This is a genomic window from Limnothrix sp. FACHB-881 (assembly GCF_014698135.1).
Lineage (GTDB): Bacteria > Cyanobacteriota > Cyanobacteriia > CACIAM-69d > CACIAM-69d > CACIAM-69d.
Window position 1 is genome coordinate 1 of record NZ_JACJSN010000028.1, and the last position, 15228, is coordinate 15228.

The following is a 15228-nucleotide window of genomic DNA, read 5'->3' on the forward strand; positions in this document are numbered from 1 at the left end:
TGGCAATGACCGGGAGACGACTCATGAGCTGGGTGATGCTTCGGTTAGGTCTAGCCTAAAACCGGATTTAGAGCTACCAAGTCGGCTTTAGCTTCTCTTTATAAATTAGCTCTAAGGGGGCGGCCGTGGGCGCTGCGGATCTCACGGAATCCCCAAAAATCTGCCGATCGCGGCGATCGTACCCAGGAAGCCGGTTCCGGGATCGAGCGCGAACAGGGGTGCGCAACCGGGTAAGATAACAGCCTGAATCATTGACCTTCATTTGCCCCAGCCCTCGTCGCCATGACTGCCCCGGTAGACGCGCTTCCCACCCAATACGATCCCAAAGCTGCCGAAGCCAAATGGCAGAGCACCTGGGAGGACTCCGCTGCCTTTGCGGCCGATGTTGATGCCGCTGGCGAGCCGTTTTGCGTGGTGATTCCGCCGCCGAACGTCACCGGCAGTCTGCACATGGGCCATGCCTTTGAGCATTCTTTGATCGATGCCTTTGTGCGCTACCACCGGATGACCGGGCGCAACACCCTGTGGCTGCCGGGGACGGATCATGCCAGCATCGCCGTGCAGTCGATCTTGGATAAGCAACTGAAGGACGAGGGAACCGATCGCTTTGCCTTGGGTCGTGAGGCGTTTCTCGATCGCGCCTGGACTTGGAAAGAAGAATCCGGCGGCACGATCGTTGGGCAAATGCGCCGCCTGGGCCTGTCCGTCGATTGGGATCGCGAGCGGTTCACCATGGATGAAGGCCTTTCCAACGCCGTGTTGGAAGCCTTTGTGCGGCTCTACGAAGATGGGCTGATCTATCGCGGCAAATACATGGTCAACTGGTGCCCCGCCTCCCAGTCGGCCGTGTCCGATTTGGAAGTGGACAACAAAGAGGTGGATGGCAGCCTCTGGCATTTCCGCTACCCGCTGACCGATGGTTCCGGCGAAGTGGTCGTCGCCACGACCCGCCCGGAGACGATGCTGGGCGATACGGCGGTGGCGGTGAACCCCAAGGACGATCGCTACAAGGCCCTGATTGGCCAAACCGTCACCCTGCCCCTGGTGGGCCGGGAAATCCCGATCGTTGGCGATGAATTCGTCGATCCCACCTTTGGTACGGGTTGTGTGAAAGTCACGCCGGCCCACGATCCCAACGATTTCGAGATGGGCAAGCGCCACAACCTGCCCCAAATCGAGATCCTGAACAAAGACGGCACGGTCAACGAAAACGGCGGCGAATTCTGCGGCCAAGACCGGTTCGTGGCCCGCAAAAACCTCGTGGCCAAGATGGAGGAGCTGGGCTACCTGGAAAAGGTGGAAGCCTATCGCCACTCCGTGCCCTACAGCGAGCGCGGCAAAGTGCCCGTGGAGCCGCTGTTGTCGTCCCAGTGGTTCTTGCAGGTGCGCCCCTTGGCGGAAAAGGCCCTGGCGGATCTGGAAAACAACCGGGAGCCGCTGTTTGTGCCCGATCGCTGGACGAAGGTCTATCGCGATTGGCTGCTGAACCTGCGCGATTGGTGCATTTCCCGCCAGCTCTGGTGGGGCCACCAAATCCCCGCTTGGTACGTAATCAGCGAAACCAACGGCCAAGTGACGGAACACACGCCCTTCATCGTGGCCCGCACGGAAGCCGATGCTCTCAAGCAAGCCCAGGCCCGCTACGGCGAAGAGGCGGTGCTGGAGCGGGATGAGGACGTGCTGGATACTTGGTTCTCCTCTGGTTTATGGCCCTTCTCCACCTTGGGTTGGCCCAACGAATCCGCGGCCGATTTCCAAACCTATTACCCGAACACGATGCTAGTGACGGGCTTTGACATCATCTTTTTCTGGGTGGCCCGGATGACGATGATGGCGGGCTATTTCACCGGCCAAATGCCCTTCAAGACGGTTTATGTCCACGGGCTGGTGCGGGATGAAAATAACCAAAAAATGTCGAAATCCAAGGGCAATGGGATTGATCCCTTGCTGTTGATCGACAAATACGGCACGGATGCGGTGCGCTACACCCTGGTGCGGGAAGTGGCCGGCGCGGGTCAAGATATCCGCCTGGACTACAACCGCAAAACCGATGAGTCGGTGTCCGTGGAAGCGTCACGCAACTTTGCGAACAAGCTGTGGAATGCGTCGCGGTTTGTGTTGATGAATTTGGCGGGGGAAACGCCGGCCAGCTTGGGTGCGCCGGAGGCCGATCGCCTGGAGCTGGCTGATCGCTGGATCCTGTCGCGGTTTAACCAAACCGTGCGCCAAACCCGCCACGACATCGATCACTACGGCTTGGGCGAGGCGGCCAAGGGGCTTTACGAGTTCATCTGGGGTGACTTCTGCGACTGGTATATCGAGCTGGTGAAACCCCGGTTGAATGGCGACGATCCGGCGGCTCGGCGGACGGTGCAGCAGGTGTTGGCGCTGGTGTTGGATGGGACGCTGAAGCTGTTGCATCCCTTCATGCCCCACATCACTGAAGAGGTGTGGCACGCCCTGACGGGGGCGGCGGCGACGGACTTTTTGGCCCTGCAAGCCTACCCGGTGGCGATCGAGCAGGCGATCGATCGGGAGCTAGAAGCGCAATTTGAGGCGATCATCAACGCGATCCGCACGATCCGGAACCTGCGGGCCGAGGCAGATATCAAGCCTGGTCAGAAAGTGCCGATCGTCCTGCAACCGGAGACCGATCGGGAGCGGACGGCCTTTGAAATTGGCCGCGCCTACATTTGCAACCTGGCCAAGGTGTCCGACCTGACGATCCAGGGCGGTGCAACCCCGGTGAAACCGACAGCCGCCCCAGAGCCGACCCTGATGGATGCGGACACGGCAGCCCTGCTAGAGGCGATCGCCGCTGACGAAATGAATCTGGATGCCGACCAACTGGCTTGGGAGCAAAGCGAAAAACGGCGGGTGGCTCTGCTGACCCTGGCGATGATCGGGACGGCGGTCTTTGCGCTCTATTTGGCCAACAGCACCCTGGATGCGATCGACGAAATCCCGTTGCTGCCCTCGATCTTCCAGTTGATTGGCTTCTTCTGGACGGTCTACCACCTGCCCAAGACCCTGCTGTTCGCGCGCGATCGAGCGGCCTTTGCCAACGGCGTTCGGCAAACCAAACTGACCTACATCGGCGAGGGCAATCCCTTCGCGGTGCGGGCCTATCCTGGAGAAACCCCGGCCGCCGCTCCGACCAAGCCACAGCCGCTCCAGTTGCCGGCCGCCCAAGCGCCGGAAGTGACCTTGCCGATCGACCTGGGCCAGGCGGAACCGGAAGCCGTCCCGATCGAGCGGGCCATGGCCGGCGTGGTGGGTACGACCCAAGTGTTGCTGCCCCTGGTGGATGGCGTGGTGGACTTGGCCGCCCTGCGCGCTAAGTTAACCAAGGCCCTGACCAAGGCCGAAGGGGAAATCAAGGGGCTATCGGGTCGCCTCAGCAATCCGGGCTTTGTGGACAAGGCTCCCCCGGAAGTGGTGGCCAGCGCCCGGGCCGCCTTGGCGGAAGCGGAAACCCAAGCCCAATTGCTGCGCGATCGCCTGGCTCAGTTGCAATAATTGCCCCAAAAATCCTGAATTCAAGCAATTTCCTGAGTTCAAGAAACAAATCAGCGTATGGCTTCACCGGAGGGGAAATGGTGCTTTATTTAGCCCAAGTGCAACAACAGGAAACGGATCGCTCCCTAGCCTTGATGCCGCTGGCGGTGCAGTCCGTCGATCGGGGATGGCAAATTACCCGAGAGCGCCAACGCCAGACCCTGCCCTTGCCGGAACAGGCTCAATGTCATCCCCAGCAGTTGGTATTGATTGAGGTGGACAATGCCCAATTGGTGACCGACTGCCAAGATGCAACCGATTGGATTTTGGAGCTGATTAAAACCTACTTGAGCCTAGGAGTCACGCCCGAGGAGTTGGCCCACGAAGCCAATCGCCTAGAGCAGTGGAAACAGTCTCTGACCCTACAAAATCAAGAGCTATCGCGGCGATCGCTGGAGTTGGAAATTCGCCGCGATCAGCTACAGGCCCTGGAAGTGGCCCTCAAGATGTCTTCCCCGGAAGAAGAGGAAGCCACCGAAGCCACTGAGGATTAGTGGGGGAAATTAATGATGTCTTTTTTATCCAAAGAAACCCTGTTTGGTTTATCTCTGTTTCCCTATTTGGGGTTTCTGTGGTTTTTGACGCGATCGGGTCAAGCGCCCAAGCTCGGTCTGATTGGGTTTTACCTGACCCTTTTATTTGTGGCGATTACCATTCCCGCCGGTATCTACGCCCAGGTTCATTACAACCAAAGTCTCGCCGATGTGGATTGGCTCCATGGCAGCGCAGAGGTTTTTTTGACCTTGGCGAATTTGACCTTGGTGCTTGGGTTTCAACGGGCCATCAGCCAACTGAAAGCCACTAAAAAGGCCCCATAGGCCCGCTAGCCCGCTGAGTTGGGGCCCCAAACTGGGGTTGCCCAGGATTGATGCGGTGGGGATGGCTCAGCGGGCGGCGGCTAAACCGCTAGTTCTGGCAGCGGGAACATTTCACCCCGCAAATAGGCCTCAAAGTGCTCTTTGAAGTAGCGCCAAGAGGTCATGTTTTTCTGGGTGCTGTGGTGATCAGGCGCGTGGCGATACTTCGGGAGACGATCGCGGATTTCCGTTTGCAGCAGGGGCGGCAAGGCCTCGAAGCCCGCCACCCGTTGACCACAGGCGCTGTAGACCAACTGCCCGGAGCGATCGCCCATTTTCATCCAAGGCAACCAAGGGCCAATCCGATGCCAGGCAACGGTCATGGTTTCAACGGCGGCCAACTCCGGATTGGTTAGCTCCGAAAGCGGAACGGTCAGCTTGAAAAACTCAGCGGCGCTGTAGTGGGGGCTGGGGCTGTAGTCCTGAAAGCGCGGGTCATTGCCCAAGGGGTTGGGATAGGCCGGAAACACGTCACAGGTAAAAATCACCGCATCGCCCGCTAGGGTCGCTCCGAACGTGCCCGTGAGGCGACTTTGCACCGGGTCATTGGCCACATGCACCACCGGCACGGTTTCCCCCGTCCAGGGATTATCCCAACTGTGGAGCACGGCCCCCGTATCGGGATCCAAATAGTAGGTCAGCTCCCGGGACACCAAGCTCCAACTGCCATCTCCGTTGTTCACACCCCTGGCCACGTTCATGCCCACGATGTCAAACAGGTGGCATTGGGTTTGGTCGGGCAGCATGGCGTAGATGGAGCCAGTCCATTCCACATACACGTCCCGATCGTCCGTGGCGGCTCGGGCCTTGAGGAAAGTAGCCGCATCAAATTCCGATCGCCCGGAGCCAGGCGCGATCGGGTGAGGGCGGGCCGGTGCTGGGGAACTGCGCAAGGAACTAGGGTTGCCGGTCTGGATACTCATGGTTCAGCCTCCACCTCGGGGGATTGGCCCAAGAGAACTGTGGCGTGGTTGACACGCTTGTCACAATTTCAATATATCGCAACAAATTTTAACAGTAACCCTCGCTACGGTTTTTCTGGACTTCAGAATCTGCTTGGGATCGCGAATTCCCGTTCGATCGGCCCGGGAGCGATCGGGCTGAAATGGCTTTACTGTCAACCCCTTGTCAATTGCCACCGAGCAACGGACACTGGACGTGGAAGTGGATTGGCAGCGCTAGAGGTCGTCTTGTGAAAAGAGTTTTAGGCATCATCCTAGGCGGCGGAGCAGGAACCCGCCTGTATCCGCTGACCAAATTACGGGCAAAACCGGCAGTCCCCCTGGCGGGCAAATATCGGTTGATCGATATTCCGGTTAGTAACTGCATCAATTCCGAAATTCTTAAAATCTACGTCCTCACCCAGTTCAACTCTGCCTCGTTGAACCGTCACTTGTCCCGGGCCTATGCCATGTCCGGGTTCACCGATGGTTTTGTGGAGGTTTTGGCGGCCCAACAAACCCCCGATAGTCCCAATTGGTTCCAAGGCACTGCCGATGCGGTGCGGAAATATCTGTGGATTTTTGCCGACTGGGACGTGGATGAATACGTCATCTTGTCCGGCGATCATCTCTATCGGATGGACTATCGAAAATTTGTGGAGCATCACCGCGCCACCAATGCCGACATCACGTTATCGGTGATCCCCATTGATGAGAAGCGGGCCTCGGATTTTGGCCTGATGAAAATTGACGGCAACGGCCGGGTAACAAGCTTTAGCGAAAAACCGAAGGGGGATGCCCTCAAGACCATGGCGGTGGACACCACCGTTTTGGGTTTGCCGGCTGACCGGGCCCAGGAGATGCCTTATATCGCCTCCATGGGCATTTACGTCTTTAAGAAAGAAGTTTTGATTGACCTGTTGAATGAGTCCGTAGATCGCACGGATTTTGGGAAAGAAATCATTCCGCAGGCGGCTCCCAATTACAACGTTCAAGCCTATTTATTTGACGGTTATTGGGAAGATATTGGAACGATCGAAGCCTTCTTTGATGCAAATTTAGCGCTGACCAAGCAACCGCAGCCACCCTTTAGTTTTTACGATGAACATGCGCCGATCTATACCCGATCGCGCCATTTGCCCCCCACGAAAATTTTGAACGCCCAGGTTACCGATTCGATCGTGAGTGAGGGTTGCATCCTCAAAAACTGCACGATCGAGCATTCCGTGTTGGGGGTGCGCTCTCGGGTTGAATCTGGCTCTGTGATTGACAACGCCCTGTTGATGGGAGCGGATTACTATCAACCCTTCCCCGAGCGGATGGACTGCCTTGAGCGGGGCTACGTGCCGATCGGGATCGGGCCAGATTCCACAATTCGCCGCGCCATTATTGACAAGAACGCCCGCATTGGCCAAAAGGTGGCGATCGTCAACAAGGACAATGTGCAAGAGGCCAACCGCGAGGAGTTGGGCTTTGTCATTCGCAGCGGCATCGTGGTGGTTCTCAAGAACGCCACCATTCCCGACGGTATGGTCATTTAAGCCATGAGCATTTGACCCGGCAATTCGGTTGACCGGAAACCGGGTTATTAAAACGGCTGAATTGAAGTGCTCAGGTCGATCGGGCAGTGATCGATCGAGCAGTGATCGGTCAAGTATCGGTCGATCGGGCAGTGCTCGATTCAATCGATCGATCCAATCAACTGAATTGACTGGATCTATCGGATCTATTCGATCGGGAGTGGGCATTCGCTGACTCCCGATTTTGTTTTGCTGGCGGTGGGATGGTTGCCTGCTTGATTGTGGAGCGATTGGGCCAACAGCGGATCAAGTCCCGAGTGCCATCCCGATCAAAGCGGACTCGAATCGCGATCGCCCGGCAGAGGGGCTGGGTGTATATTTTGGTGAAAAGTACTATAATTGCCATACTTCACCCGCCTATCTTCATACTGCCGTGTTTGCAGCCGCGCTCGATCGCCCCACCGCCGTTCCTCACGATCTTTTTGCTGCCATTCGCGACCTCAAGCGCGAACTCAACGCCGTCATTTTGGCCCACTATTACCAAGAATCGGAAATTCAAGATATTGCCGACTATATTGGCGATTCGTTGGGTCTCTCCCAGCAGGCAGCCCAAACCGATGCGGATGTGATCGTGTTTGCGGGAGTTCATTTCATGGCAGAAACAGCCAAAATTCTGAACCCCCACAAGCAGGTGTTGTTACCGGATTTAGAAGCGGGCTGTTCTTTGGCGGACAGTTGCCCGGCGAGTGAATTTGCCGCTTTCAAGGCTCGCTATCCCGATCATTTGGTGATTAGTTACATCAATTGCACCGCTGAAATTAAGGCCCTGAGTGACATTATTTGCACCAGTTCCAATGCGGTCAAAATTGTGCAACAAATTCCCCCGGAGCAACCCATTATCTTTGCGCCCGATCGCAACTTAGGGCGCTATGTGATGCAGCAAACGGGTCGCGAGATGGTGCTTTGGGATGGTAGTTGCATTGTCCATGAAACCTTTTCGGAACAAAAATTGGTGCAACTTCAGGTTCAATATCCTGAGGCGGAAGTGATTGCCCATCCTGAATGTGAACCGCCCCTGCTGCGTCATGCCAGTTTCATTGGTTCCACCACGGCCTTGCTCAACCATGTGCAGCGGAGCGATCGGGCGGCGTTTATTGTGGCCACGGAACCTGGAATTTTGCACCAAATGCAAAAGGCAGAACCCCAAAAGCAATTTATCCCCGCGCCACCCGAGGGCAATTGTGCTTGTAATGAATGCCCGCACATGCGGCTGAATACTTTAGAAAAGCTCTATTTCTGCATGAAGACGCGATCGCCTGAAATCACGATGGATGAGTCCGTGCGATCGGCCGCTCTCCAGCCCATTCAACGAATGCTGGCGATGAGTTAGTAGCTGTTGATTTCTAAACCAGTCATGCAAAAAGGGGCTAATTCTTAAAGAACTAGCCCCCCTGTTTCGGAAAACCGAAGATTAAGGTTTTACGAGCAAGCTTTACGGGAAAGCTTTACAGGAAAATTCTACGGGTTAGGAACCGATGCCACATCACCCGGGAGAGCTTGCAGGACTTCCAACCGGACGGAAGCCACCCCGGAGCTGTACATGTCGATTTCGCGAGCAGCAGCCACCGACAGATCAACAATGCGGCCACGGGTGAAAGGCCCGCGATCGTTAATCCGCACAATCACCGATCGACCGTTGCGCAGGTTCGTGACCCGCACCAACGTGCCAAAAGGCAGGGTTCGGTGAGCAGCGGTGAGGGCGTTTTGGTTAAAACGCTCGCCGTTAGCTGTGCGGTTGCCGTGGAAACCGGGCCCATACCAGGAAGCCTGTCCCGTTTGGCTCGATCGCACCGCGTAGAGCACCCCGTTATGTCGCAGGCCATTAGCGTTGGGATTGCCCAAAGCATCATCGCCCGACTGGTTCGAGGCAGCCCGCATCCGCAACTGGCCGTTGTAAGCCAAGGGTTGAGCATTGCCCAACTGGCGGCGCAGGCGGTTGGTGACCTGCACTGCATCGGCTGAGTAGCTGGCAGTGGGTTGGGGGGCAAGGGTGGTTTGGTCGATCGCAACCAGCGGCTGGCCGCCCATCGTCACCCAATAGCGATTTTCGCGGTTGCTCCACTCGTAACGAATGGCCTGGGCATCCACACCGTTGGCGTGGCGTTGGTCAATTTCGCGAGCGGTGGCGGTGGCCCGTTCCAGGGCGTTGGTGGTGCTGGCTTCGTCGTTGGCCAGGAAAGTTACCACGGGGATGTTGCGAACATAGAGCGTCACTGCTGGCCGGTTGCCCAGTTGGTGGGCATGAACCTTGGTGATTCCGTACAGTTGCGACCCGATCGCGGTGGGCTGTGGAATCGCAGCAGCGGCGCTGATGCGCGCGCCAGTCATTTCAGCGGCTGGCTGGAGGGCCAGGGTGGGAGCGGTTAACTCCGCTGCCAAGATGACTGAGGGGGTGGGCTGAGCTTGGGCCGGAATGGGTTGAATTTCTTCCCCAAGGGCGGGAGCTTCAGCACCGAAGGCGACGGCGGCCACCGAGGCAGCCAACAACGTCAATTTTTGAATGGAATAATTCATGGCGTGGTGGGGTAAACGTCACGCGCGCCTCAAACAAGGTTCAGTGATCAGGCTCTGGCCGTCCGATGCTCACGAACATGCAATGGTCGAAGGGAAACGAAGTGGGAGCTAGTTGGAGTTAACTGACAAAAGACCACCAAGGGGCGATCGGGAAAGTTAAAGACGTTGGCGCAAAATGCACCGGAGCATCAACAGGTTTTGGAGTATCAGTTAATCGCCGGGGAACTCAGGGGGAGTTCATGGAGGTTAGTCAGGGGCGATCGAACTCGATATTGCAAAACCGGGAACCTAGGAGGTCTGTCGGTTGGTCATGCACCCTAGCAGAGCATCAACACAGCGGTTCCAAAGCAACCAAGCGTCCGTCTAAACTCCAGCGCAACATTCAGCACAGTGGAGATGGCGGCTTTGGTGAACTCGGAGGCTGGCCAATGCCGGAACCCAGTTAGCAATAGTTTCAAGGAACCAAAGCTGGGAACCAACGCTGCACAGGGCAACAACACAGTGGACAGAAAGCGATTGGCCGTGGCGATCGCAATCAATGGGTGGATAGCTGAATCGGCAAGATTTCCAACCGCTTCGCACTCTCCGGCAGTTGCCACCAAGGGTTTTGTTAAGAACCGCAAAGTTTTGACTGCAAGATTGACGTAGGTTACCACAGTCAACCGCAGCAGACTGCCTGATCCCCAGTGGCGGCGCTCTGGGTCTGGCATCGGTGGGGATCGCTCCCTGCTCGATCGCCATGGAAAACAAAGGATTTCAGCCCCTTAGGCTCGATCGTCGTTTTAATAAAAATTTAAGATTTCCCGACCCTAAATTAGTTCCTTTGGGAGCGCCCACAGGACAGAATCGCAACTGGCTGAAGGCTGGGCTAAACGCTTGGAAGGCTGAAGATTCATAGTGCTTGCGGCAACCTGAATGCTAAAATCCATGCCGTTCAGCGCCCCGCCCCCAACGATTTATTTCTCAAGGGACTATTTCTTCAGGGATTACTTCTCAAGGGATTATTTCTCAAGGAAAGTCTCCCTCAGGAGCGGCGGGCGACTTCGAGAGGAACAGCAACCGTGGACTATCGGGAAGCAGGGGTCGATATTGAAGCGGGTCGCGCCTTTGTGGATCGCATTCGCGATCGCGTGCAACGCACCTTCCGTCCTGAGGTGCTTGGGGGACTGGGCGGCTTTGGCGGTTGTTTTGCGCTGCCCACGGGCTATCAGGAGCCGGTATTGGTTTCCGGAACCGATGGCGTGGGTACAAAGCTGGAAATTGCCCAAAAAACCGGTCAACACAACACCGTGGGCATTGATTTGGTGGCCATGTGCGTCAACGATGTGCTGACCTCTGGAGCCGAACCCCTCTTTTTCTTGGACTACATCGCCACGGGCAAACTGCGCCCAGAGGCTATGGCTGATGTGGTGGAAGGCATTGCGATCGGCTGTGAGCAGGCGGGTTGTGCTTTGCTGGGCGGCGAAACAGCCGAAATGCCGGGATTTTATAGCGAAGGAAAATATGATTTGGCGGGCTTTTGCGTGGGCATTGCCGAGCGCAGCCGCCTCCTGACCGGTGCTCAGGTACAGGTGGGTGATGTGGCGATCGCCCTGCCCAGCTCAGGACTGCACAGCAATGGGTTTAGCCTGGTGCGCAAGGTAGTTGAACAGGCGGGCCTGACTTGGGGCGATCGAGTGGCAGGGCTGACGGGCGATCGCACCTTAGGTGAGCTGGTACTCACGCCCACCCAAATCTATGTTCAGCCCATTTTGAACTTGCTGAAGTCTGACCTGTCGATCCATGGCATGGCGCACATTACCGGTGGCGGACTGCCGGAGAACTTGCCGCGCACCCTGGGGCCGAACCAAGCCGTAGCGGTCGATCGCAACAGTTGGCAAATTCCCCCCCTGTTCCAGTGGTTGGCCCAAACGGGCGATGTGCCAACCGCGGCCATGTTCGATACCTTTAATATGGGCGTGGGCTTCGTGGTTTTGGTGCCTGCTGCTGAAGCTGCGGCTGCCTTGACGCAGTTCAATCAATTGGGAATTGCTGCTTGGCAATTAGGCGAAGTGGTGGCAGGTCAGGGCGAAATTCTAGGGCTGTTGTAATCAGGGCTGGTTCATTAGCTTTTTGGCTATTTTTGCCGATCTTTTCGCATTCTTCCTTCTGATTGGAAGCGGCTGAAAGGCGGTTTGGAAGAAGTTTTGATCCTGTCATTGCTGTTGCGTTTGAGAGAGCTGCTGTGCTGCCACTTGCCTTGCAATTCACTTCGCCAGGGCCCGTTTTTCTGAAATTTGGCCCTCTCATCATCCGCTGGTATGGACTCTTAATTGCGATCGCCCTGATGACGGGCGTGAGCCTATCTCAATGGCTAGCAACTAAGCGTCGAATCGATCGGGATTTGGTTGCCGATGTCTCCATTTGGTTGGTGTTAGCTGCCTTGCCGGCCGCTCGGATCTATTACGTGCTGTTTAATTGGTCAGCCTATGCAGCCCATCCAGAGCGGATCATCGCCATTTGGGAAGGCGGCATTGCAATTCATGGCGCTATTTTGGGTGGCTTGGCAGCATTGTTGCTGTTTTCTCGCCTCAACAAAATTCCCTTTTGGCAGTTGGTGGATGTCATTACGCCTTCGTTGATTTTGGGCCAGGCGATCGGGCGGTGGGGCAATTTCTTTAACTCCGAAGCCTTTGGGCGGCCAACGGATTTACCTTGGAAGCTTTATATTCCGCCCGATCGTCGTCCCTTGGGCTATGAAGGATTTGAGTATTTCCATCCCACATTCCTGTACGAATCGCTCTGGAATTTGGGAGTTTTTGGGTTATTAATGACCCTCTTTTTGCGGTTACCCAATTTGCGACCCGGGACGATCGGTTGTGTTTATGCCGTGACCTATAGTTTAGGTCGAGTTTGGATTGAAGGTTTACGCACCGATAGTCTGATGTTTGGCCCCCTGCGCATGGCCCAGATGGTGAGTTTGACCGGGGTAATTTTGGGCGGTTTGGGTTTGTTTTGGCTCTATAAACTTCGTCGATCGCTGCCTGATGTGGTGAGCGTGGGTCACGAAGCTTCCAATGGTTAAGGCTCCATTCTAATAATTATCAGAGGTAACCCAGCAGAACAGGAATTAGGCTGAAAAATTGGGGCAATAAAGTTCCCCAGTTAAGACCCCAAAATAGAGATCTTCAACGGCCAAAAAATCAAAACCAAGCCAACTCAAAACCAAACTAACAAAGCTACAGAATTACCAGCCAAGTAAACCCGTTTCCTTGATCGTTGGAGATCGCCATGCACAGCAGCCCACCCGATCGCAACTTCTTGGAACCTTGGTTCCGATCCCTATCCCAAATAGCCAGGCTCGATGGCTTCGGCTGGCATTCTGGACTGCAAGCGATCGGCAAGGGACGCTTGGCCCATTGCGGCCTGGCCTTGCTCATTTGTTTTGGATTGATGGTGGGCGGTTGTGGCTTGCCCCAAGTTAGTGCAGAGTCTCGGTTGCTATTGCCATTGTCCGTTGATTTTTTGGGGGCCTATTTGTTGCCCGCTCAACAGGTCATGGACACGCCCGTGGGAGGGCTTTCGGCCTTAGCATACGATCGCCAAACCGATCAATTTCTGGCCCTTTCTGACGATCGCTCCAACTTGGCCCCCGCAAGGTTTTATACGCTCAAAATTTCCTGGCGATCAACCGACAATCCTAATCCTTCTAAGTCCTCTGTTTCTAATCAAAATTCAGTACCTTCATCGGTCAAAGCGGGGCAGATGATCGATCGCGTGACGGTTGAAAATGTCACCATTTTACGAGATGAATCGGGTGAGCCTTTTGCAGCAGGAGAAATTGATCCTGAAGGGTTAGCAATTACCCCACGAAATACGGTTTTAATTTCCAGCGAAGGCGACGTAAAACAGGGCATTCCGCCCATGATTCGCGAGTTCGATCGCAAAACGGGCATGGCCACGCGATCGCCCCTGCCCTTGCCCAGTCGCTATCTACCCGGCAACGCGGCGGACGGTTCGCTCCAAGGAATTCGCGATAATTTGGGTTTTGAGGCGCTGGGCATTGTGCCCGTGGGAGCGAATCCTTCCCCTGTGGAGCCGTTTCGGGCGTTCACAGCCACCGAAGAAAACCTGGCTCAAGATTTGGAGCCGAAACCCGAGAAAGCCGAGGGCGATCGCCCCACAATTCCGTCCCGATCGCGCATTTTACATTTCAGTTTGGGCGACGGGCCCCCATTTCCCATTTCTGAGCATTTGTACGAAATGGATCCGGCCAGCAGCACCGCCATTAGTAACGGTTTGGTGGATTTGATGCCCCTCGATCAAGGCGGCCATTTCCTCAGTTTGGAGCGCACCTTTGACCCCCTAGAAGGCTTTGGAGCCAAACTCTTTCAGGTGGAATTAGGAACCGCCACAGACACCTCCAGTTATGCCAATTTGCGGGGGGCTTTGCCCGATGTGAAACCCGCTTATAAAAAATTACTGCTGGACTTTAAAACCCTGGGCATCCCGATCGATAACTTGGAAGGATTGACCCTTGGCCCCCAATTGCCGGACGGTCGCCAAAGCATCATTTTGGTAAGTGACAATAACTTTCGAGAAGCCCAAGTAACCCAGTTTATCTTGTTGGCACTGGATGGTTTTAAGGCTCAGTAAAAGGCTCAGTAAGCAGTTAGCTGAGTACTAAATTCGTGGAGCAAGCCATCAAATCATCCATTAGGAAAATTGTTGGCTGCATAGGAAACCACTTTGGGCTGAAATTGTACTAAGTGCAGGTTACTCAGCAAGTCTTGGCTGTTGTACTGTCCCCAATGCTCAATTTCCAGAAAGTTGGCCCATGATAGCGCCGGTTTATAGACCCGAAAATAGCGCATGAGGTGGAGCGAAGCAGCACTTTCCAAGGGGCCAATAAACTGATTGCTGGGTTGCCCAAAGTCCACTGTCGAAGCCCAAAGGGTCATTTGCGATCGGGTCAGAAAAAAGCAACCCGCATGGGGATTTCCCGCTCGTTGGAATTGGATCGGTTGACCGAGAAACTGGCCAACCAAAACGCGCCGCTCAGTGAAATGGTGGGCAAATCCCGGATTTTGGCCAGTTTTGCTTTCAAAGTCTGGATCAACATAGACCTTGTGATAGTTCGCGTGATAGTTCGCTGAATGATGGCTTTCTGGATGATTGCTGCCTAGTACATCAGGATGGGTTGAGCTGACCAAATGCGAGGTAGATGAGTCAGAGCATTCACCGATTTCATCGGTTGCCCAAGAACCGGTTGCTAAAGAATTATTGAGCCATGGATTTGACCATTCAAAACGATGGGGCTGCAAGATGGCAGTCTCGCCTAGGAGTGACTGAAACCATTGTTGTTTCAGAAAAAATAGGGGATCACGAATGGTTAAATCATCTTCCAAATAACAATAATAGTCATAATTTTCCGAGAGCCGATCGCCCAAAACTCGCTGGCAATAAAACCCCAACTCCCGATCGGGACAATTCAGGGCAATATGCTGAAAAAGATGGCGACTGACGGGCAATTGTGACAACAAATGGCGATCGCCCGTTGTGCAAAGCAGAATATTTAGTTCACAACTTGTCCATTGGTTCACCTGTTGAATTTGTAGTCCCTGTTGGGGCTGATCTTGGAAGGCAATTTGGCGAGCATTAAAAAGGCTATGCAGTGCCTGAATTCCCTGGCTGAGGGCAGCAATTCGCGGCCGGGGATCGCGCCTGGCGGAACCATATTTCCCATCAGCATCAGGACGAAAAAAGTGCGGAATCGCCACCAAAATTCGCATTTTATAA

At 55.1% G+C, this 15228-nt stretch carries 12 protein-coding genes; 8 read left to right on the forward strand and 4 right to left on the reverse strand.

Features of this window, described 5'->3' with window-relative positions; translation table 11 throughout:
* Window positions 1-282: 282 nt before the first annotated feature.
* The 3 genes from H6G52_RS17635 (at window position 283) to H6G52_RS17645 (ending at window position 4376) form a co-directional block, all read left to right on the forward strand.
* Complete coding sequence (locus H6G52_RS17635) at window positions 283-3519, forward strand: valine--tRNA ligase (RefSeq protein ID WP_190530061.1); 3237 nt, start codon at window positions 283-285, stop codon at window positions 3517-3519.
* A gap of 77 nt (window positions 3520-3596) precedes the next feature.
* Window positions 3597-4052: a hypothetical protein gene (locus H6G52_RS17640; RefSeq protein ID WP_190530064.1), complete on the forward strand. Its 456-nt coding sequence runs from the start codon at window positions 3597-3599 to the stop codon at window positions 4050-4052.
* A gap of 12 nt (window positions 4053-4064) precedes the next feature.
* Window positions 4065-4376, forward strand: a complete 312-nt coding sequence (locus H6G52_RS17645) for a DUF3593 domain-containing protein (RefSeq protein ID WP_190530065.1) — start codon at window positions 4065-4067, stop codon at window positions 4374-4376.
* 80 nt (window positions 4377-4456) lie between these two features.
* Here the strand turns inward: H6G52_RS17645 and H6G52_RS17650 are convergent, their stop codons facing one another.
* Window positions 4457-5338 (reverse strand): DUF1838 domain-containing protein, encoded by an 882-nt coding sequence (locus H6G52_RS17650; protein WP_099532440.1) that lies wholly within the window; start codon window positions 5336-5338, stop codon window positions 4457-4459.
* 269 nt (window positions 5339-5607) lie between these two features.
* Here H6G52_RS17650 and H6G52_RS17655 point away from each other — a divergent pair, with 269 nt between their 5' ends.
* Both H6G52_RS17655 and nadA read left to right on the forward strand, forming a co-directional pair.
* Window positions 5608-6897, forward strand: coding sequence for a glucose-1-phosphate adenylyltransferase (locus H6G52_RS17655; RefSeq protein WP_099532439.1), 1290 nt, complete (start codon window positions 5608-5610; stop codon window positions 6895-6897).
* 412 nt (window positions 6898-7309) lie between these two features.
* Window positions 7310-8266, forward strand: coding sequence for a quinolinate synthase NadA (gene nadA / locus H6G52_RS17660; protein WP_190355785.1), 957 nt, complete (start codon window positions 7310-7312; stop codon window positions 8264-8266).
* Between the two features lie 128 nt (window positions 8267-8394).
* Here nadA and H6G52_RS18670 read toward each other — a convergent pair whose 3' ends face one another.
* Window positions 8395-9450 carry a septal ring lytic transglycosylase RlpA family protein gene (locus tag H6G52_RS18670; RefSeq protein ID WP_190530067.1) on the reverse strand — a complete coding sequence of 352 codons (1056 nt, stop codon included), beginning with the start codon at window positions 9448-9450 and terminating at the stop codon, window positions 8395-8397.
* Window positions 9451-9767: 317 nt separating this feature from the next.
* Window positions 9768-10160, reverse strand: a complete 393-nt coding sequence (locus H6G52_RS17670) for a hypothetical protein (protein WP_190530069.1) — start codon at window positions 10158-10160, stop codon at window positions 9768-9770.
* A gap of 351 nt (window positions 10161-10511) precedes the next feature.
* Between H6G52_RS17670 and purM the strand changes: the two genes are divergently transcribed.
* From purM to H6G52_RS17685, 3 genes are all read left to right on the forward strand, one after another.
* Complete coding sequence (purM, locus tag H6G52_RS17675; protein ID WP_099532436.1) at window positions 10512-11540, forward strand: phosphoribosylformylglycinamidine cyclo-ligase; 1029 nt, start codon at window positions 10512-10514, stop codon at window positions 11538-11540.
* A 137-nt stretch (window positions 11541-11677) separates the two neighbouring features.
* Window positions 11678-12514, forward strand: coding sequence for a prolipoprotein diacylglyceryl transferase (gene lgt / locus H6G52_RS17680; protein WP_190531294.1), 837 nt, complete (start codon window positions 11678-11680; stop codon window positions 12512-12514).
* Between the two features lie 206 nt (window positions 12515-12720).
* Window positions 12721-14085 carry an esterase-like activity of phytase family protein gene (locus tag H6G52_RS17685; RefSeq protein ID WP_242026481.1) on the forward strand — a complete coding sequence of 455 codons (1365 nt, stop codon included), beginning with the start codon at window positions 12721-12723 and terminating at the stop codon, window positions 14083-14085.
* 53 nt (window positions 14086-14138) lie between these two features.
* Here the strand turns inward: H6G52_RS17685 and H6G52_RS17690 are convergent, their stop codons facing one another.
* On the reverse strand, window positions 14139-15221 hold the full coding sequence (locus tag H6G52_RS17690; RefSeq protein ID WP_190530071.1) for a hypothetical protein: 1083 nt from the start codon (window positions 15219-15221) through the stop codon (window positions 14139-14141).
* Window positions 15222-15228 lie beyond the last annotated feature (7 nt).